Consider the following 20,493-nt stretch of genomic DNA (forward strand, 5'->3'; position numbering starts at 1 on the left):
TTTTAAACTTATGGCTACTTCATTAAAAAATCTAAGTCAACACACCCAGGAAAATGTTACAGATATAAGCGATAAAAAATTCGCTTTGGTGTTGGCTGAATGGAATGATGAAATAACTTCTTCTCTTTACAGCGGGGCTGTTGAAACGCTCTTGCGCTACGGAGCAAGAAAAGAAAATATTTACAGAAAGAATGTTCCGGGTTCTTTTGAACTTACGCTTGGTGCGCAATGGTTGGCAAAGCTAGATGAAATAGATGCTGTGATTTGTTTGGGTTGCGTCATCCAGGGAGAAACCCGTCATTTTGATTTTATTTGTGATGCTGTGGCCAATGGGATTACTCAGGTAGGTTTAAAGTATGACAAGCCGGTTATTTTTGGTGTGTTGACACCGGATAATCAACAGCAAGCTTTGGACAGAGCAGGTGGAAAACATGGGAACAAAGGAGATGAAGCAGCCATCACGGCAATAAAAATGCTAGGCTTTTAAGCCAATTCAATTCAACATATTATAATAAATCTGGTATTCTAATGAAAATCATGAAATTTGGCGGTACTTCTGTTGGAAGGCCGGAAAGAATGCATCAGGTAAAGGATCTGATCACATTTGATGATGAAAAGAAAATCGTGGTATTGTCTGCCTTGTCAGGAACTACCAATGTATTAGTAGCTATAGGTGATGCCTTATCTGCTGGTAAAAAGGACGAGGCCAAAGAAAAGATAGAAGGCCTTTACCAACATTATCTTCAATTTTACCAGGAATTGTTGACCTCTGATGCGGGAAGAGCAAAAGCGCTTCAAATCATTAACGAACATTTTGAGTTCTTGACCATTATTCTCAAAATATCCTTCAACGAAGCGATTAATAAGGATATTTTGGCTCAGGGAGAATTGTTGTCTACCAAGCTTTTTTATACCTTTCTTCAGGAGCAAGGAATTCCAGCAGTATTTCTACCTGCATTGGAATTTATGTGTATAGATGAAAACAATGAACCTAATCTTGCCAAAATAGGGGAGAATCTGGAAGTTATATTGGCGGGTTATCCCGATGAAAGCATTTTTATTACCCAAGGGTATATTTGCAAAAATCACCTGAATGAAGTGGATAACCTAAAAAGAGGTGGAAGTGATTACACGGCATCTTTAATTGGTTCTGTTATATATGCCTCGGTAGTTGAAATCTGGACAGACATAGATGGGATGCATAACAATGATCCCCGAATAGTTGAACATACAAGGCCCATTGCTCAATTGTCTTTTGATGAAGCTGCTGAGCTGGCTTATTTTGGCGCTAAGATCTTACACCCCGCCTCTATTTGGCCTGCACAATTGCATAATGTTCCTGTAAAACTACTCAATACTATGGAGCCTAGTGCCCCGGGGACTACCATCACCGGCGCTGGAGAAGGTTCAGTAGGTGTAAAAGCCATTGCTGCCAAAGATGGCATTACCGCGATAAAAATCAAGTCTAGCCGAATGCTTTTGGCCCATGGGTTCTTAAGAAAGGTTTTTGAGATTTTTGAAAATTACAAAACTTCAATTGATATGATCACTACCTCTGAGGTGGCCATATCTTTGACTTTGGATGACATCACTCATTTGAAAGAAATAACGTTTGAATTACAGAAATTGGGAAAAGTGGAGGTCGATCATTACCTTTCTATCATCTGTATCGTTGGGAATTCTATTATGCAAGAGAAAAAAGTGCTCAATAAAATCATGGCAAGTGTGGAAGATTTTCCACTTAGAATGGTTTCTTATGGAGGAAGCAAGCACAATGTGTCTCTTTTGATTGATGGAAAACATAAAAATCAAGCCTTGCAAAGCTTGAATAAGGGCTTGTTTGATTTTAATTAGAAATGGCTAAGCCTAAAACAAATAAATCTAACTTTCTGGAAAGACTTCAAACCAAATGGAAACTTAAAAGTCTCTGGCAGGTTGTTTTGGTTCTGGTTGTGTTCGCTTGTACAGGTTTCACCATCTTATTTATTAAGCAGCCAATTTTCGATTTTTTAGGATTGGACACCAGTAAGAGTAGTTTCTTAAAAACGGTTCTTTACCTATTGTTGGTATTGCCTTTATATCAGGTAATTCTTTTGATATATGGATTTATTTTTGGGCAGTTTGCTTTCTTTTGGGAAAAGGAAAAGCAATTTTTTCGTCGAATGGCAGGGCTTTTCTCCAAGAATAAAAAGAAAGACTAAAATTGTTGACAGGTAAAAAATAGTAATAAATGGCCAAGGAAAGAGGTTTACCTATAGAAGAAAGTGACAAGAGAAAATTGAACAAAAAAAACTTCGAAAAGCTTTTTGGGATTTTCAAGTTTGCCATGCCCTACAAAACACCTTTTATAATTGGGATGGTATTTTTGTTTTTTTCCAGTCTGATGCTTTTGACTTTTCCTTATGTAGCAGGTAAGTTGATAGATGCCGCTTCGGGAAAAGATTGGATTGTCAACGATATCAATGGAATCGCCTTTATATTGATTGGAATCCTTTTTGTCCAAAGTTTTTTCTCGTTTTTCAGGGTTTGGTTATTTGCCAAAGTCAGTGAAAAATCCATGCGAGATATTAGAGTGGCATTGTATGAGCGGTTGGTACGATTGCCCATGACATTCTTTGACCAACGCCGGACAGGTGAATTAATCAGTAGGATCACCTCTGATGTTACGATGTTGCAAGATACGTTCTCCATCACCTTAGCAGAGTTATTTCGCCAAATCATTACTTTGTTCGCAGGAATTATATTTTTGTTCTATACCACTCCGAGGCTAACGCTCTTTATGTTGATTACCATTCCTGTACTTGTGGTGATTGCCATGGTTTTTGGGAAGTTTATCAGAAAGTTATCAAAGAAAACACAGGATTTTCTCGCCTCCGCCAATGTAGTTGTTGAGGAAACTTTGCAATCCATAGTGACAGTAAAATCTTTTACTGGTGAAGCCTATGAAATCAATCGCTACCGAAACAAACTCAACAGTGTAGTAGAGGTAGCCTTGAAAGCTGCAGGCTATCGAGGTGCTTTTATTTCGTTTATAATTTTCGCTCTTTTTGGAGGCATTGTTGCCGTTATCTGGTATGGGGCCACCCTGGTAAGTGCTGGAGAGATGAGTGTAGGAGATCTTATTTCCTTTGTTTTGTATACGACATTTATCGGAGGGTCAATTGCTGGTTTGGGAGATATTTATGGTCAAGTACAAAAGGCCATTGGTTCTTCAGAAAGGGTTTTGGAGATTTTGAATGAGACTACAGAAAAACAAATAAATGGTTCCTCCATGGGACGAATGAAGGGATCTGTTCGGTTTGACAACGTTTTGTTTCATTACCCAACAAGACCTGAGTACCGCGTGTTGGATGGGATTTCCATACATGCAGAACCCGGAGAGAAAATAGCGCTGGCAGGTCATAGTGGAGCTGGTAAATCTACAATTATTCAGTTACTACTGAAATTTTATGATGTAGGAAGTGGAGACATTTTGTTGGACAATAAATCCATAGCAGAATGGGATCCTCAAGCCTTGAGAAAAAACATTGGTATGGTTCCTCAGGAAGTACTCTTGTTCGGGGGGTCTATTAGAGAGAATATTCGGTATGCCAAGCATGATGCTACTGATGAGGAATTGCTTGAAGCAGCCAAGCAGGCCAATGCTTTGGAATTTATTGACAAATTCCCAGAAGGGCTGGATACTTTAGTGGGAGAAAGAGGGATCAAATTATCAGGAGGACAAAGACAAAGGATAGCCATTGCAAGAGCTATCCTTAAGGATCCGGCGATACTTATATTGGATGAGGCTACCTCGTCGTTGGATGCTGAAACAGAATCTTTGGTGCAGGAAGCCCTGGATAAATTAATGAAAGGAAGGACCACCATTATTATTGCACATAGACTGTCCACGATTAGAAAAGTAGATAGAATCTATGTGATCAAAGATGGCAAAGTTATAGAAGAGGGCAATCATGAATCTCTTTCTGCTAAAGAAGGAGGACATTATGCCCATCTGGTTAATCTGCAGTTTGCTGATGATACTTTACCGCCTTTAGACTGATGTCAAGACTTTGGACCTGATGCGTTAAGGCCCCAACTGAGATAAAATCCACGCCAGATTCTGCAACGGCTACAATTGTGGACTCGTCAATGCCTCCGGAGGCTTCAGTTATGTATTTTTTATTGATCAAGGTTACGGCCTCCTTCATGTCTGCAGGAGACATATTGTCTAGCATAATAATGTCAATGCCACCTATAGCGAGGACGGTCTTTACTTCTTCTAAATTTCTCGTCTCAATTTCTACATTTAAGTCCAACCGCTTGGCTTTTAAGTAGGAACGGGTAGCATTTATTGCTTCTTCTATTCCTCCAGCAAAATCAATATGGTTGTCCTTGAGCATGATCATGTCATACAATGCATAGCGGTGGTTTTGCCCACCACCAATGGCTACAGCCCATTTTTCCATCATGCGGAAATTGGGGGTAGTTTTACGAGTGTCAAGCAATTTGGCTCCTGTATGTTTAATTAATTCATTGATGTGGTGCGTTTTGGTGGCTATTCCACTCATTCTTTGCATGCAGTTCAATACCAATCTTTCAGTGGTGAGTATAGATTGAGCACTTCCTGAAACTGTAAGGCCTATATCTCCCGGGTTTACTGATGCTCCATCACTCAACAGCAAGTTGACCTCTAGGGAAGGGTCGTAAAAATTGAATATGCGCTTGGCCAATTCGAGCCCAGCTATAATGCCCTTTTCCTTTATTAAAAGTTTTGCATTTCCTTGTTGGCTGGCGGGTACTGATGCCAATGTAGAATGATCGCCTTCACCAACATCTTCTAGGAAGGCTGATTCCATAAATTGGGTCAACCGATCTTCTGTTATATAGTCTCTCATGATAAATCAAAATTAATAAATTATTTGCTTCGAACAGCAATAATTATTCCTTGACAAAATCCATACTATACACCAACCAATTTTCATCCTTCAATTCCTTTCCTCTAATAAATACTTTAAAACTATTGTTTAAGGAAGTATAAGTACCTATTAGGAAGCTGGTTTCAGTGTCAATTTTTTGATGTTTTAGCAATTCAAAACTGCTTACCGGATTTCCTTTAAAAAAATTAGCCAGGACTATTTCTGCTTGATTTTTAGAAAAATCTCTTTTATCGTTATCAAATCGAATTTCCACCATATCTCCTAAAAACGATGATATTGCCTTACTTGATCCTTGCTGAAACGCAACAATAATGGGGAATTCTTTGTCTTGGGCTTTGCCCAATATGGTATTAGAAAACAAAAAAACACCAACAAAAAGAAATGTAGTAATAATGCGAAACATGTTTAATCTATATCAAATTCCAGACCAATATATTAAAAAATTTAAATTTTATTTCATGAAATTCCATGGATATCACTTTTGGCAATTGGAAGGGTAGAATATTTTCCAATTTACTGAGGCCTATCTTTTATTGTCTTATATTTGCGTGGTAAATGATAAAATGCTGGGGTGTTTTCTCTGTAAGATTTTCGAGACAGTAACAGCAATTTCCTCAGAATTTTTATTTGATAGAAACCAATAGAAAAAGACATGAATAAAAAAGTTTTATTGATGATACTAGACGGGTGGGGCATCGCCACAAATCCGGAAGTTTCTGCTATTGATAAAGCCAAAACGCCTTTTATCGACAGTTTATTTGAAAAGTATCCTCACTCTAAATTAGAGGCTTCAGGATTGGCCGTTGGTCTTCCAGAAGGCCAAATGGGTAATTCAGAGGTTGGTCATATGAACATCGGAGCCGGTAGAGTGGTTTATCAGGATTTGGTTAAAATTAATAAGGCAGTAAAAGAAGGCGATCTTAATGATCACCCTGTGTTAAAGGAAGCTTTTTCAAATGCCAAATTGAACGGGAAAAAAGTACATTTCCTTGGGTTGGTTTCAGATGGAGGCGTACATGCGCATATTTCTCATCTGAAAGGACTTTGTGATGCAGCTAAAGCCAATGGATTGGATGAAAATGTTTTTATTCATGCGTTTACTGATGGTAGAGACACAGATCCTAAAGGTGGATTAAGGTTTTTAGAGGATCTTAAAAGCCACTGTGAAGCCTCAACTGGTAAAGTAGCCTCCATAGTAGGTCGATATTATGCTATGGACAGGGACAACCGCTGGGAAAGAGTCAAATTGGCTTATGATGCCATGGTTAAAGGAGAAGGGGAAAAATCCAAAGACATGCTATCCGCTATTCGGAAATCCTATACAAATGGAGTTACGGATGAATTCATTCGTCCCATAATACAGGTGGACGAAGAGGGAAAGCCTTTGGCAACCATATCTGAAGGAGATACCGTTATTTGTTTTAATTTTAGAACAGATAGGGGTAGAGAGATTACAGAAGTATTGACCCAAAAGGATTTTCCTGATTACGGCATGAAAAAACTTGATCTCAACTATGTCACCTTTACTCGATACGACGAAAAATACAAAGATATTGCAGTAGTTTTTGAGAAAGATAATCTCAGGAATACCATCGGTGAGGTTTTGGAACGCAGCCATAAGAAGCAGATACGAATTGCTGAGACTGAAAAATATCCACATGTAACTTTCTTCTTCTCAGGAGGTAGGGAACAGCCTTTCGAAGGGGAAAACAGGATCTTGTGCAATAGCCCTAAAGTGGCTACTTATGACCTGCAGCCTGAAATGTCCGCTTTTGAAATTGCGAAAAAAATCAACCAGGAACTTCCAAAGAAGGAGGCTGATTTTATTTGCTTAAATTTCGCTAATGCAGATATGGTAGGTCATACAGGCGTCTTTGATGCCGCAGTGAAAGCATGCGAAGCTGTAGATGAATGTGCCTCTTCAGTAATTGAAACGGCCTTGGCCAATGATTATACGATAATTGTAATCGCAGATCATGGAAACAGTGATGTAATGATTAATCCTGACGGATCACCGAATACCGCTCATTCTACCAATTTAGTGCCTTGTATAATGGTGGATAAAAATGATCGGTTGGAAGTCAATGATGGGAAACTAGGAGATCTTGCACCTACAATATTAAAGCTTATAGGTGTGGATAAGCCAGTCGAAATGACAGGTAATGTCCTTCTGAAAGCCTAAAAACAATGGGCAGGTGCCAAAAAGTTATTTTCCTGCTGCTATTGGTAGGGATCTCGGTTTCCTGTAAAAAGGATGAGAAATTAGGGTTTGCTAATCCTACACAGATAGATGCCTACTTCCCCCTTTCTGATTTCTTGCAAGAAAGTGTCAGGAAGTCGGAATTTGCGGAGGTGGTGAAAGAAATCCGTTTCAATGATGATACTGAAATTGTTGACTTTACTTTGGATAGTTTGGGGTGGAGACAGGAATTGGATTTCTTTTTTCAATCGGATATAAATAAAGCAGCCTTGGCCTCATCCTATGAGACCAGAGAGGAGCCTGGACTTTTAATACATCAGCTTAAATCCAATGAAAAAGGGGATATTAAGAGCATTAAAATCAGGAAGAAAGCAGGGAAGGTGGTGGAGATTTCCATCCTTTCAGTGATTAGTAATCTGTTTTACAAATCTACTGTTGAAGGCATGATAAAAATGGATGACAATGAGAAAGTAAGTTCTTATGAAATGTCAGGGGATCAAAAAGTATGGTTCTTGTCAGGTACTAAACTTCATGTAGAAGGAAAAGTGAAATGACGCATTCTTAATTAGATAAGCAATAAAAAAGCCAGATAGGATATTCTTATCTGGCTTTTTCTTTTACCCGGAATATGCATTAGGATTTCCCGTGTTTTATGGGAAGTGTTGAAATCGCAAGAAAATCAGGCTGTAGGAGATTTTCGCATAGCATCGATCGCTATGGTGAACCTGTATACCGTCAAGTAGAATAAAAACAGGAACGAAGTGGCTGATTTTGAAGCGATTTCAGCACGTAATTGAAGGTCTATTGTATGTTTCGGGTTTAATGTGAGTTATTCAATTGGCATAGTACAATCCGACCTGAAATGAGTTATGGGTAATTTTTCAATGACAATTTATCTACCGATCTTCTAAATGGGGCTTAGGCAAATGCAAAGAATACAAGCCAGGTGATAAACAGAATCGGAATTAAAATAGGAATGGAAAACCTTAAAATGTACCCAAAGAATGAAGGCATTTTTATACCACTTTGTTCTGCGATTGATTTGACCATAAAATTAGGGCCATTACCTACATAAGTCATGGCTCCAAAAAAGACTGAAGCAATGGATATGGCCATAAGTTCAAATGAAGAATCAAAATACTTGTCCATGGCAAAATCTCTGACCTGCTGAATGGTGTTTATATCAGCCCCCTGAGAGGCCATGGCCGCTGCAAGGAAGTTGAGGTATGTTGGTGCATTGTCTAAAAAACCAGATAGTACCCCAGTACCCCAATACAAGGTGTTATGCGTTATCATTGCTGCGCCTGCCTCAGACTGCGCAAAACCACCTACCAATTCGAGGGCAGGCATCATGGTGCCGAAAATACCAATAAAGATAAAGGCGACTTCTCGGATAGGTTCAAAATTAAATTCATTTCCAGCCAAGGCTTTCTGATCGGCAAATTTGTAGGAAAAATAGGCCACCGAAAGCATGATTGTTTCCCTAATAAAACTGAATTTTTGACCGTCATAGTTAATGGCTGGAACCCACTCCAGTACGTTGGGGTCCAGAAATACGGAAATAATAATTACCAGGAGCCACCAGAAATTTCTGGTCCCTTTAAGGGATATTTTATTGCTGAATTGTGTTTGCTCATTAAGGACCACACCATCACCTTTGGTGCCAAATTTACGGTCGACAAAATAAAATACCCCGGACAAAATGGTCAATGCCAATATCCAGGCCTGCCAGTTATGTTCCAATGTCCAGAAGAAAGGTACCCCTTTTAAAAAGCCAAGAAACAATGGCGGATCTCCTATTGGTGTGAGGGAACCTCCAATATTGCTTACCATAAAGATAAAGAATATGATATGGTAAGCTTGAATGTTATTTTTATTCAATCGGATAAAAGGGCGAATCAATAGCATTGAAGCACCAGTGGTTCCTATTAGATTGGAAATCAATGCACCTGTAATTAATAAAAGTACATTGGCCATAGGTGTTGACTTCTTATCCACATCTATTAAAATTCCTCCTGATGCAATAAATAAGGACGCCAGTAATGAAATAAATTGGATGTATTCTGCCAGGGCATGCACAGGATTGTGGACATTGCCCAATACAAATAAATAATAGAGTACTACCAATACAGCCAGTCCGACAGCAATTTTGGGGTAATTGTGGTGCCAAAAACTCTCGTAAAACAATGGGCCAGTAGCTATCATAAGCAACAATGCCACAAAGGGAATAACCAACCATGCAGGGGCATGGTGGTGTTCCTCAGTATCATCTACCAGGGATTCAGTTTGTGTTTTATGTTCCTGAGCCGCGCTATCATTTTCGTGATTATCGGCCTGGGCAATATATTGTTTAGCAGTAAAGTTTTGGGCTTGTAAATGTTGAGGAACAGTTACGCTTATTAATCCAATGAATAGGAGCCATGAAGCTAAATACTTCTTCATTCACTTGTATTTATTGTGTAAAGATTGTTTAAGTTAGGTTTTATAATCGTCGTCAAAATATTAAATATTTGCTATTTAATTCCCTAAGCTAGCTAATTTGTGGATTAGGAACCAAATAATTTTTTTTCTGCGGTTAAAAAAACATGTTTTTTAACCGCAGCGCCTTTGGCGTTATAATTATTGTAGCTTATGAAGTGCAATTTCTAAAGCAGTTTGGGCGATTTTCGTCTTTTGTGGATTGAATGTATGACACTTTTTTAATGCCCTATAAACCGTTTTGCTTACATCCTGAAACATCGCTTCATCTGTTATTTGTGCCTTGTCTGTCATAAGATAGGCAGCGATTCTTGCAAGCCCGGCATTAGAAATGAAATCTGGGATCAAGGCTATTTTGTCATCCGCCATTTTTGTCACAGGGCCAAGAAAAATATCATTTTCAACAAAGGGGAAATTTGCTCCACAAACGATTAATTCTAACCCACCTTTGATCAACTTATTCAGATGCTCTTTTTGGATCAATCTTGTTTTTGCCGCTGGAATAAAAATATCAGTGGGTAAATCCCATATTTTGTCTTTAGCGTTTTCGAAAGAAATTAGCCTATCGCTTACTAGTTTATTGTTTTCCTTATTTAAAAATAGGGAGGTAATCTCCTCAGGATTTATTCCGTTTTCATCGATGATGGCTCCTTCAAGGGACATGATTCCAATTATTTGAACACCTTCCTTAGCCAAAAAATATGCAGCAGCGGCACCAACATTCCCCCAGCCTTGTATAATTGCCTTTTTTCCAGTCGCAGTCCCTCCCCAAAGCTTGTAATAATGTTGTACGGCCTCAGAAAGTCCATAACCAGTAATCACGTCACTTATCTGGTATTTAATAGAACTAGCAGGCAGATACTTTGGGTTTTCTACAATTTTAGAAAGGCCCTGCCTTAACTGGCCTATTTTTCTAATTTTTTTTGGTTCGCCTCCTTTATATAGCGCATTCACTATTCCTTCTTGAGGGTGCCAAATTCCATACTCTTCTGTTATGGGAATGAGTTCGGTACTTTCGTCAATATTAATTCCTGCACTTGTGCCGTAGTAGCTTTTTAAGATGGGAGAAACAACTTTAAACCATCGTTCGAGAACGCCTGCTTTTCTTGGGTCGGAGGGATCAAAGTTAATCCCTGATTTAGCACCACCAATGGCTGGACCTGAAACAGTATTTTTTATAGCCGTGTTTTTGGCCAATTGAATTACTTCATTTTTATCTAGCCCCAGCTTCATCCTTGTATCTCCCCCTGCTGCTCCTCCTCTAAGGCTATCTATTACCATCCATCCTTCTGCCTCCGTTTCGCTATCGCTCCACTCAAAGACGATCTCTGGTTGCATGTTCTCAAACTTTTTTAGTAATTCTCTCATGTATTTATATTGTTTAAATTCAATTTTTATTAAAAAGTCCAAAAATGGTGCCACCACAGTTATCTTCAGTGGCTCCTGTCACCGAAGCCAAACAATTGTTCTCCCCGCGAAGTCGTAAAACGCCTAAAAATGCAAATACCAATGCTTCTTTAAAATCAATAAGCTGGGTTTCGGGAAGAATCAAGTTTACTTTATGGTTAATTTTATGCTGAAGCTTTTGGATAAAAAACGTGTTATAGGCTCCACCACCTGTTACCAGTAGTTGGAGTTTGTTTGATTTTACTTTAACATGATCTAAGATTATTTTAGCAATGCAATCTGCAAAATGTTCCGATAAAGTCGCAAGAACATCGTTAGGAAAATAGGAAGCCTGGTCTAATACAGGTAAGAAATCATGGGTTATATTTTCCCTTCCAAGTGATTTGGCTCCTTTTTGTTTGTAAAATTCCAAGGAATTCAACGCTGCCAATGCCTGGGGTATTACGGAACCTGATTTTGCTAAATTCCCGCCTTCATCATAGGCTTTGCCTGATTTTAAAGCAAAGTGATTGAAGAGTAAGTTGAAAGGGCAGGTGTCAAATGCAAGCCTTTGTCCACTGTTGTCCATTGAAATATTGGCGATACCACCCAGATTTAAAGCGAAATCGAAATCGTTGAACAACAATGCATCTCCTATAGGAACAAGTGGTGCACCCTGACCACCCATAATCACATCCAATTTCCTGAAATTATTTATTACTGGTAATCCAGCAGCATAACTTAATGCAAATCCATTCCCAATTTGTTTGGTCATTTTCAAGTCAGGTCTATGAAAGACGGTATGGCCATGTGAAGCAATGGCCATGGGCTTAAGATTATTTTTAAGGCAAAAAGCACTGCTAACCTTACCCATCCACTGACCAAATTCCAAATCCAGACATTCCAAAGATTCAGCATCCAGTAAATGAGCATTCTTAAGCGATTGCTCTAATTCTTTAGGGAAAGGCAGAGTTTCAGCCTTTAATATATTGAAGCTCCAAGCTTTATTAATAGAAAATTCGCAGCAGGCAATGTCCAGTCCATCACCGGAAGTGCCGGACATTAGACCTATAATCGTGTATCCGCTTGAGTCCGTCATGGGTTAAAGTTTGTTAAAAAAGAAAATCCTGCCCTAAAAATAATATATCACCGACCAGCCTCCAAAGTAAAATGACTAATTTTGAAGTAGTTTATTATTAGGTTATGAAACAAAGGCACTGGGTTGTCGATATTGGAAATACTCGAATAAAGACAGGTGTCTTTGAAAAAGGAAGGCTGATAGCGTTTAGGTCATTTTCTGGTCTTGAAGAATGCCGTGATTATTTAAAGCCTCAGGATGATGACAGGGTGTTGTTTACCTCTGTTAGGTTGTCTTTAGATGCATTAAAGGAAATTTTCTCTTTTCCATTTTTGTATTTTGATCATAATACGCCTTTGGAAATCACGAATTCCTATGAGACCCCACAAACTTTAGGCTTGGATAGGGTGGCAGGAGTCATTGGTGCCAGATCATTTAAGAAGGATGGGGCGGTATTGGTGATCGATCTTGGAACCTGTATTACGTATGATTTCCTGGATATTAAAAATAATTACATGGGTGGTGCTATTTCTCCCGGACTTAACATGCGGGCGAGAGCCATGCATGAATATACTGCCAGATTACCTCTTGTAAATGTTCAAAAAACGGATGTTTCTTACTTAGGAACTAGTACAGAGACATGTATGGTGTCTGGAATCTATCATGGAATAGCCGAAGAAATCAAAGGGTTTATTCTAAAATATCAGCAGGATTTTGGCCCTGTTGAGGTCTTTATTTGTGGTGGAGATGCTGAAATCTTTGAAAGCTTAATAAAAGACCACATATTTGTAATCCCCAATTTGGTCCTGTACGGATTGGACAGAATCTTAAAACACAATGTTGAAAAATAAAATACACGTTGCAGCCCTGATTATTTTCATGGGATGCTTTGCTATCCATCATATCAGTTACGGCCAATTGTCCTCATCTACCTATAGCTCTTTAGGAGTTGGTATATTTAACAATTCCGGATTAACCCAGAATCAAGGCATGGGGGGTATGGGGATAAGTTTTGGTAACAGTTATAGTATTAATCATGTAAATCCGGCCGTATCGGTAAAAAATGGTGCTTTTGGTTTTCAGGCAGCATTTAATTACAATAAATTAACAGCTGCTACAGAATTGTCATCTGAGGATATAGATGGTGGTGGATTAAGCTATGTGGCCATGTCATTTCCTGTAATTCCCCGGAAATTCACCATGGGGTTTGGGTTAAATCAATTGACCGGTGTGGATTACAATATAATTGTAAATACCCCGGTGGCAGGTACAGAACTTGTATCCAAAAATACTATAATTGGTACGGGAGGATTGAGCCAGGTTTATTTGCAAAGTGGTTTTCAGGTTTATAAAAACCTTAGTCTGGGAGTGGAAGGAGCATATACCTTTGGCTCTACAATCAGAAACAATCAATTGAATCTTTTAGATGTTGACCTGAATTCTATAGGTGTTTCTTCAGAATACTATGAGAGGCTCACCTTTAGTGATGTGGTCTTCAAAGGTGGCGTTTATTATGCACAGCCCCTGGGAAATCAACAATACCTTAATATAGGAGCCATTTATCAGGTTTTTGGGAATGTTAATGGAACAGAGTTTGCTAAAGTCGCAGAATCTGGCCAAGCTAGCATTCCAAATAGCGTTGGAGATGTTATCGCTGATAATGTTTCAGGGAATGTTTTCATTCCTGCAAAGCTTGGATATGGTGTAACTTATGAAAAAATTAATAAATTTGCGGTAGGTGTAGAAGCGCAGTTCCAGGATTTTTCCTCTTTTCGAGCGTTTAATGCTTCTTCACCAAGTGATAATATGGGAAAAGCCTTTAAATTTTCCCTTGGAGGGCAATATATACCCAATGCCTTCTCCCTTGAAAGCTTGTTAAGCAGATCTACCATTAGGGCTGGAATCGAATATGAACGACTACCTTTTCAGGTAAACCAAAATAACGTTGATGACATTGGCATTAATTTTGGTACTTCAATTCCGATATACAGTATGTCTTTACTAAATTTGGCTATAAAGGCAGGTAAAAGAGGAACAATAAATGATGGATTAGTTAGAGAAAATTATATTAAAGTTTCTTTAGGTTTATCAATAAATGATAACAGTTGGTTTTACAAAAAAGTATTTGAATGATGTTGACAAACATGAAAGTTAAATTTGCAATTATAGGATGTTTGTCCTTCCTCATGGTGGGACTGGCTCAAGCACAGGATGGCTGGAATTTTCCGGAAGATCCGGAATTGACAAGTAAGGCAAAAGAACTGAACGCCGCCTACAATGATTATATGAACGCGGAAGATTTCTTAAAGGCAAAAGGTCCTTTAAATTGGCTACTTACCAATGTGCCAGATCTTAACGAAGCACTTTATATTAATGGGGTAAAGGTATATGAAGGTGCAGCAAATCAAGCTACAGACGAGGCAGAAATCAGGGTCTATCAAGATTCTGTATTGACGATCTACGACCTAAGAAACAAAATTTATGACAATGAGTCTAAATGGATTGCCAATAAAGCTTATTATGCTTACAAATTTTATAAAGGAGACAAGGATAAAGTAGGCATTGCCACAGACTTGTTTGAAAGAACCATAGAAATTGATGGTACATTGGCTCCTTTTACGTTGTACAGGGCTTATTTTGATGCCATTTACAGAAATTTCACCTATAACAAAGCTTATACTCCAGATGAAGTTATTGGAAAATATGAGTTTATCATGGCTAAGTTGGATGAAGAAGAAGCTGCTGGGGGTGATGTAGCCTCATCAAGGAGTACGCTTGATCAGTTGCTGAATATTATGGATATCATCAATTGCGAGTTTATAGAAAGTAATATGGGGCCAAAATTGGCAGCAGATCCTACAAATCTTAAATTGGCGAAGCAGATATTTCAGTATGCAATAAAAGAGAAATGTACAAGTAGCGATATTTTCCTTAAGGCGCTTGAGACAATAGATAACGACAATCCTACCTTCACTACTTCCCAGGTAAGGGGAATGCGTTACATGCAAAGTCAGGATTATGCTAAAGCTGCAGAGCTTTTTGAAAAAGCCCTTGGCTTAGCGAGTACTGATGAAGAAAGAGCTGAAATTCACTGGGACATGGCAAAAGTTAATGCTAACCTTGGGAATATTAGCAGCGCCAGATCTTCAGCAATGAAAGCGGCTGAACTTAATGGAGAATTAAAAAGTGATGCTTACTCTTTTGTAGGTGGATTGATTATGTCAAATTCAAGTGCTTGTAGAGGCGGTCAAAGTAGAGTGAAAGATTATTCTGTCTTTATCGCAGCTTACAACGCCTATGCAGTTGCTGGAGACAGCAAGGGTATGGCCAATGCAAAAGCAAGGTTCCCTTCCAAAGAAGAATTGTTTACCGAAGGTTTTCAGGTCGGTCAAACGATTAATACTGGATGCTGGGTAGGACAGACTGTGACTTTAGCCACCAGGGATTAAGGTTGTCATCCAAAAAAGAAAGATAGTTTATTAAAAAGGCGGTAGCAATACCGCCTTTTTTCTTTGTGTCAGGTGCAAAAAAAATCCCAAATCCATGCTTTGCGAAATAGGCAGTAGACCATCTGTATAGTGATGAAGTCAGTAGCCCTGAAAAAACATCAGGATGGGCTGAGAAATGTCAGGACAGGCTATTACCAACACTATTTCATAATCCGGGGTCAACCTGGATTTTATGTTATAGGGACGTAAGGATGTGAAGCTAACTTCGGGCAGCCTTTTGACTTTACCTGTTCCAGGGATTGAATTCCCTGGCAAATGCTACTATAGCTTTTGCCATTGCCCTCAAAAATGCTAGGGTTAAAAATTATTCTGAAAAGAATTGGATAAATTGTTCACCAGCCCACCAATTATGACACATGGCATAAGTAGTATTCATTCCTTTTCATACGACCTAATAAGACGCTTGTATAAGTGCCCAATTTTGAGGTTATTTTGCCCATAATTCGTTAACCGAGGAAGATTGATTCAAGCCATTAAGGTGCCTATTGTATAATCCCGGTTAAAAAAATAAAATTCCTCCCAAAATGTCCTTACCTTTGTAAGGATATAATATTTATTAATAGTTTGAGCGTTCGACAATTGTACCATCAAATCTTTGGATATATAGCGAAGATTGTTTCTTCTGGAATAGCAATTAAGTATTTGTGGCTTGTTGTTATTGTGGTTGGTAATTTTAGTTGTAGGGAAGATGTAGACAAAAGTCAGCTTGAATTTTATGAAGGTCCTTACCGTACAAGCTTTAAAGTGGAGATGCTCCACAGTGACTCTGCCATTGTAAGAACCAAATTAATGGCTGACAAACAACTTGAGTTCAAAAATGGGGATGCCGAATTTCCCGAGGGGGTTGTCATTCATTTCTTTGACAAGGAGGGTGAGTTGAGTACCACCATTCGGGCTGACAGGGGTTATCTAGATAGGAAAACCAATATCTACAGAGGCGAAGGGGATGTTCAGGTGCATAACCTTATTAAAGAGCAAAAGCTGAGCTCAGAGGAGTTATATTGGGACAAGACTAAGAAAAAGATTTACACTGATAAATTTGTCACGGTGGAAAAACCAGACCGAATTATAAAAGGAACTGGAATGGAAGCTGACGAGGGATTCAATGAATATAAATTTACCAATGTGACAGGTGAAATAGAAAATGTTCTCTAAAATTGTAAAATGAAAATAAGTAGTGCAGTTTTATTGTCTCTCGCCGCTGCTTTAGTGGTAATAGGCGCTCACCTTACGATCAAGGCGGGAATAGTAGCATCTTATCCGCTTTTTATGTTTGCGGTTGTTTTGTTGTTTTGGCACATGTACCGTAAAAATAAATTGGAAGAAACAGAAATGGACAAAAAAAAATCGATTAAAAGCAAAAATAAACGGAAGAAGAATTAATGGACAGTCATTATTTACTCTTAGTGCTTATTAGTCTGTTTTTTTCGGCCTTGTTTTCGGGGATGGAAATTGCCTTCGTCTCGGCCAACCGATTGCAAATAGAACTTCAGGGAAAGCAAGGGAAGGTCTCTGGTAAGGTATTGGCCAGTTTCATTCAAAACCCAGGCCAGTTTATAGGCACTTCGTTGATGGGGAATACCATAAGTCTGGTGCTTTATGGTATTTTTATGGCTTATTTACTTGAGCCACCTCTTAGGTATTTATTGCCCGAAGCACTCAATACACAGGCCGGTATAATGATTGTCCAAACCTTGGTGTCTACGCTTATTGTGCTGGTGACAGCAGAGTTTATCCCAAAAAGTATTTTCATTCTTAATCCCAATAGATTACTTACGTTTTTCTCAATCCCTTTTGCAGTGATCTATTACCTGATGTATCCTATAGTTTGGGTAGTAGTAGGCTTATCAAAGTTTGTCATTGTAAGGGTGCTCAATTTGGACTACAACGATGAAAAGCCAGCCTATACCATCACTGACCTCAATAGTTTTGTCCAAAATTACATGGATACCAAGGGGGAAGATTTAGATATTGATACAAAGATTTTTGACAATGCTGTAGATTTTAAGAAGGTTAGGGTCAGAGAATGTATGGTTCCGCGTACTGATATTGTGGCCATGGAAGTAGAAGATCAGATATCAGATCTGAGGGAACTGTTTGTAGAAAGCGGGCATTCAAAAATCATAATTTATAAAGAAACCATTGACGATGTAATTGGATATTGCCATCACTTGGAACTTTTTAAAAAGCCAAAAGAGATAGAGGATATTCTTACACCTATTATAATCGTACCTGAATCTGCACTTGCCAATGAATTGTTGGTGCAATTTATCAAGGAGTGTAAAAGCCTGGCCTTGGTAGTGGATGAATTTGGAGGGACGAGTGGGATTGTGAGTATGGAAGACATCATTGAAGAAATATTTGGGGAGATAGAAGATGAGTATGACAATGATGATTTAATTGATCAAAAAGTAGCTGACGGAGAGTATCTGCTCAGTGCTAGACATGAAATAGATTACCTGAATGAAAAATATGAATGGAACCTACCTGAAGGAGAGTTTGAAACTCTGGCAGGATTTATCCTCTCCTTAACGGAAAGCATTCCTCAAAAAGGGGAGTTTGTAAGCTATGGACCTTTTACATTTACCATCGTTTCCAAGCAAGATCACCGAATTGATACTGTGAAAATTAAGATAGAATAACCAACGTTGTAGAAATACTTGATTTATAGATGCGGTAATATTTTGAATTTACCACTATATGTAATTATTTTGCGACACTTCAAAAAATAGGAGAATGGCATTAATTAAACAAATAAGACAAAGAACAGGTCTGGCGATAGGAGTTATCGCTGTAGGACTTATATTCTTTTTAGTAGGAGGAGACCTTTTAGGACCGAACTCCATGTTATTGGGATCCAGTAGAACGACTGTTGGCGAAATTGCAGGGGAAGACATTTCCTATGAAGAGTATGTTCAGAAAATTGAACAGACAAAGCTCAGTTTCCAACAAAACACTGGACGAAATCCTTCAGAAAATGAACTTTCAAGTATTAGGGACCAGGCATGGCAAGCTTTGATCGTTGAAAGGATATTTTCTCAGCAGTATGAAGAACTTGGATTAGTGGTGTCTGATGAGGAACTCGTCGACATGGTGCAAGGAAAAAACATCATTGGAGAATTGAGAAGGCAGTTGACCAACCCACAAACTGGTGAGTTTGACAGGTCTCAATTAATCACCTTCCTTCAATCTCTGGAGACGGCAGATCCTCAACAACAAATGTTCTGGGCGCAACAGGAGAAGTTATTTGCTGATTCCAGACTAAGGATCAAATATGACAATATGTTGGCAACTTCTGAGTATGCCAATACCGCAGAAGCCAAAATGCAACACAAGATGGCTAATACAACTGCTGATGTAAGTCATATTCAGATACCTTACTATGCAGTTTCTGATTCAGTAGTATCCCTTACAGATGGAGATATTAAGTCTTACATCAGCAAAAATCAGGATAAATTTAAGGTAGAGGAAAGCCGAGGTTTAAAATATGTTCGTTTTCCACTTCTACCAAGTGCAGAGGATTCTGCAAATACTTTGGAAAACATCAAGAACCTGACCATTGAACTTAAAGAGACACAGTCGGATTCTGCTTTTGTTATTAGAAATTCAGAAGCAGCTACTCCTTTTGTTACAATCAATCCAGGGGATCCACTTCCAGCAAACTTTACTAATAATGTAGAGAACCCTGAAGTAGGTGTGGTCTATGGTCCTTTCTTGAGCAATAACTCAAGCTATGTCACTTATAAGATTACTGATAAATACGAAGGGCCTGCAAGGATGAGAGCTAGCCATATCCTTTTGAGTACTGAAGGTATGGATGATGAAGGAAAAGCGCAGGTGAAGATCAGGGCTCAGGAGATACTAGACGAAGTAAGTGATACTGGAAACTTTGAAGTTGCTGCTGCTCAATATGGGCAGGATGGAACTTCTCAGCGTGGGGGAGACCTTGGCTGGTTTTTCAAAGAGAATTTTGTTACTGAATTTGCAGACGCTGTATTTGCCGCTAAATCTCTTGGTGTAATCAATAAGTTGGTAGAGACTGAATATGGTTATCATATTATTAAGGTGACCGAATTGGCTCAGACAATTAGTCAAAAGGTTGCCATTCTTGAACTGGAACTTATAGCAAGTGATGTTACAAGAAATGACATCTTTAGAAACGCTGATTTCTTTGCTGCTAATTCTGATGATGCTGCATCATTTGAAGAAAATGCCACAACAGAAAATTATCAAATAACCACAGCTACAAATGTTGGCGCAAATGCAAGAAGCCTCAACAATATGAATTCCGCTCGTGAGATTATAAGATGGGCGTTTAACGATGCTTCTGTTGGTAAGGTCTCTACGGTATTTGAATTAGACGATGCCTATGTAGTCGCGCTTCTTACAAGCAAAACTGAAGAAGGTGAAGGAAGTATTCAGAATCCTGAAATCAGAGCCCAGGCTACTATGGCTTTAAGAAATGAGAAGAAAGCTGAAATCATTAAGGAGAAAATTAAAGGATTAGAGACTTTAGAGGCAATCAAGGAAGTTTATCCTGATGCGTCTATTGGTACCACTCCGGCTTTGAAATTGAATGCAAGTGTATTGCCTGGAATAGGGTTTGCACCAAAGGCTATAGGGTCCATTTTTGGCCTTCAGAATACAGGGGATATGACAGCTCCAATCACAGAAGACATAGGTGTGATAGTTGCCAAACTTAATGGCATCATACCCGCTACTGAGATTGCTGATTATACCCGTTATCAAAACGAAATTACGGCTAATGCCTCCCAAAGAACTGCCTACATGATTATGATGGCAATGGAAGAGTTGGCTGGAGTAAAAGACTACAGGTATAAGTTCTTTTAATAATACCTTGAATCAATAAAAAATCCCATTCCTGATTAGGAATGGGATTTTTTGGTTTCTGGGGATTTAATT

Annotated in this window: 18 protein-coding genes; 13 read left to right on the plus strand and 5 right to left on the minus strand. The window is 38.7% G+C overall.

Going from position 1 to position 20,493, the window contains the following annotated elements; translation table 11 throughout:
* Window positions 1-10: 10 nt before the first annotated feature.
* Genes ribH through AC0L7T_RS04495 form a run of 4 tightly spaced genes read left to right on the plus strand, consistent with a single transcriptional unit; the run spans window position 11 to window position 4,042 of the window.
* On the plus strand, window positions 11-487 hold the full coding sequence (gene ribH / locus AC0L7T_RS04480) for a 6,7-dimethyl-8-ribityllumazine synthase (protein ID WP_473341276.1): 477 nt from the start codon (window positions 11-13) through the stop codon (window positions 485-487).
* Window positions 488-528: 41 nt separating this feature from the next.
* Window positions 529-1,854, plus strand: coding sequence for an aspartate kinase (locus AC0L7T_RS04485; RefSeq protein ID WP_473341277.1), 1,326 nt, complete (start codon window positions 529-531; stop codon window positions 1,852-1,854).
* Window positions 1,855-1,856: 2 nt separating this feature from the next.
* The gene (locus AC0L7T_RS04490; protein WP_473341278.1) at window positions 1,857-2,201 is read left to right on the plus strand and encodes a DUF6787 family protein; all 345 of its coding nucleotides are present in this window, start codon (window positions 1,857-1,859) and stop codon (window positions 2,199-2,201) included.
* A 29-nt stretch (window positions 2,202-2,230) separates the two neighbouring features.
* Window positions 2,231-4,042, plus strand: coding sequence for an ABC transporter ATP-binding protein (locus AC0L7T_RS04495; protein WP_473341279.1), 1,812 nt, complete (start codon window positions 2,231-2,233; stop codon window positions 4,040-4,042).
* On the opposite strand, the gene nadC is transcribed toward AC0L7T_RS04495, so the two are convergent.
* Window positions 3,999-4,877: a carboxylating nicotinate-nucleotide diphosphorylase gene (gene nadC, locus AC0L7T_RS04500; RefSeq protein WP_473341280.1), complete on the minus strand. Its 879-nt coding sequence runs from the start codon at window positions 4,875-4,877 to the stop codon at window positions 3,999-4,001. The genes AC0L7T_RS04495 and nadC overlap by 44 nt on opposite strands.
* A gap of 43 nt (window positions 4,878-4,920) precedes the next feature.
* Window positions 4,921-5,322, minus strand: coding sequence for a DUF4783 domain-containing protein (locus AC0L7T_RS04505; RefSeq protein WP_473341281.1), 402 nt, complete (start codon window positions 5,320-5,322; stop codon window positions 4,921-4,923).
* A gap of 249 nt (window positions 5,323-5,571) precedes the next feature.
* Here AC0L7T_RS04505 and gpmI point away from each other — a divergent pair, with 249 nt between their 5' ends.
* The gene (gpmI, locus tag AC0L7T_RS04510; protein ID WP_473341282.1) at window positions 5,572-7,101 is read left to right on the plus strand and encodes a 2,3-bisphosphoglycerate-independent phosphoglycerate mutase; all 1,530 of its coding nucleotides are present in this window, start codon (window positions 5,572-5,574) and stop codon (window positions 7,099-7,101) included.
* A gap of 5 nt (window positions 7,102-7,106) precedes the next feature.
* The gene (locus tag AC0L7T_RS04515) at window positions 7,107-7,673 is read left to right on the plus strand and encodes a hypothetical protein (protein WP_473341283.1); all 567 of its coding nucleotides are present in this window, start codon (window positions 7,107-7,109) and stop codon (window positions 7,671-7,673) included.
* Window positions 7,674-8,037: 364 nt separating this feature from the next.
* On the opposite strand, the gene AC0L7T_RS04520 is transcribed toward AC0L7T_RS04515, so the two are convergent.
* The 3 genes from AC0L7T_RS04520 to AC0L7T_RS04530 form a co-directional block, all read right to left on the minus strand.
* Complete coding sequence (locus AC0L7T_RS04520; RefSeq protein WP_473341284.1) at window positions 8,038-9,561, minus strand: sodium:proton antiporter; 1,524 nt, start codon at window positions 9,559-9,561, stop codon at window positions 8,038-8,040.
* A 177-nt stretch (window positions 9,562-9,738) separates the two neighbouring features.
* Complete coding sequence (locus tag AC0L7T_RS04525) at window positions 9,739-10,965, minus strand: Glu/Leu/Phe/Val dehydrogenase dimerization domain-containing protein (RefSeq protein WP_473341285.1); 1,227 nt, start codon at window positions 10,963-10,965, stop codon at window positions 9,739-9,741.
* A gap of 19 nt (window positions 10,966-10,984) precedes the next feature.
* Window positions 10,985-12,082: an anhydro-N-acetylmuramic acid kinase gene (locus AC0L7T_RS04530; protein ID WP_473341286.1), complete on the minus strand. Its 1,098-nt coding sequence runs from the start codon at window positions 12,080-12,082 to the stop codon at window positions 10,985-10,987.
* A gap of 104 nt (window positions 12,083-12,186) precedes the next feature.
* Between AC0L7T_RS04530 and AC0L7T_RS04535 the strand changes: the two genes are divergently transcribed.
* The 7 genes from AC0L7T_RS04535 to AC0L7T_RS04565 all read left to right on the plus strand — a co-directional run bounded on the left by AC0L7T_RS04535 (window position 12,187) and on the right by AC0L7T_RS04565 (window position 20,421).
* Window positions 12,187-12,912 carry a type III pantothenate kinase gene (locus tag AC0L7T_RS04535; RefSeq protein WP_473341287.1) on the plus strand — a complete coding sequence of 242 codons (726 nt, stop codon included), beginning with the start codon at window positions 12,187-12,189 and terminating at the stop codon, window positions 12,910-12,912.
* Window positions 12,899-14,194 carry a hypothetical protein gene (locus AC0L7T_RS04540; RefSeq protein WP_473341288.1) on the plus strand — a complete coding sequence of 432 codons (1,296 nt, stop codon included), beginning with the start codon at window positions 12,899-12,901 and terminating at the stop codon, window positions 14,192-14,194. Before AC0L7T_RS04535 ends, AC0L7T_RS04540 begins: the two co-directional genes overlap by 14 nt.
* Window positions 14,195-14,205: 11 nt before the next feature.
* The gene (locus tag AC0L7T_RS04545; RefSeq protein ID WP_473341289.1) at window positions 14,206-15,510 is read left to right on the plus strand and encodes a tetratricopeptide repeat protein; all 1,305 of its coding nucleotides are present in this window, start codon (window positions 14,206-14,208) and stop codon (window positions 15,508-15,510) included.
* Window positions 15,511-16,134: 624 nt separating this feature from the next.
* Window positions 16,135-16,725: an LPS export ABC transporter periplasmic protein LptC gene (lptC, locus tag AC0L7T_RS04550; protein ID WP_473341290.1), complete on the plus strand. Its 591-nt coding sequence runs from the start codon at window positions 16,135-16,137 to the stop codon at window positions 16,723-16,725.
* 9 nt (window positions 16,726-16,734) lie between these two features.
* Window positions 16,735-16,953 carry a hypothetical protein gene (locus tag AC0L7T_RS04555; RefSeq protein WP_473341291.1) on the plus strand — a complete coding sequence of 73 codons (219 nt, stop codon included), beginning with the start codon at window positions 16,735-16,737 and terminating at the stop codon, window positions 16,951-16,953.
* The gene (locus tag AC0L7T_RS04560; protein ID WP_473341292.1) at window positions 16,953-18,212 is read left to right on the plus strand and encodes a hemolysin family protein; all 1,260 of its coding nucleotides are present in this window, start codon (window positions 16,953-16,955) and stop codon (window positions 18,210-18,212) included. Before AC0L7T_RS04555 ends, AC0L7T_RS04560 begins: the two co-directional genes overlap by 1 nt.
* Window positions 18,213-18,306: 94 nt before the next feature.
* Entirely contained in the window at window positions 18,307-20,421 is a 2,115-nt protein-coding gene (locus AC0L7T_RS04565; RefSeq protein ID WP_473341293.1) for a SurA N-terminal domain-containing protein, read from the plus strand.
* The last annotated feature ends 72 nt before the right edge of the window (window positions 20,422-20,493 follow it).

It is taken from the genome of Cyclobacterium sp. 10D3-21 (genome assembly GCF_055809755.1).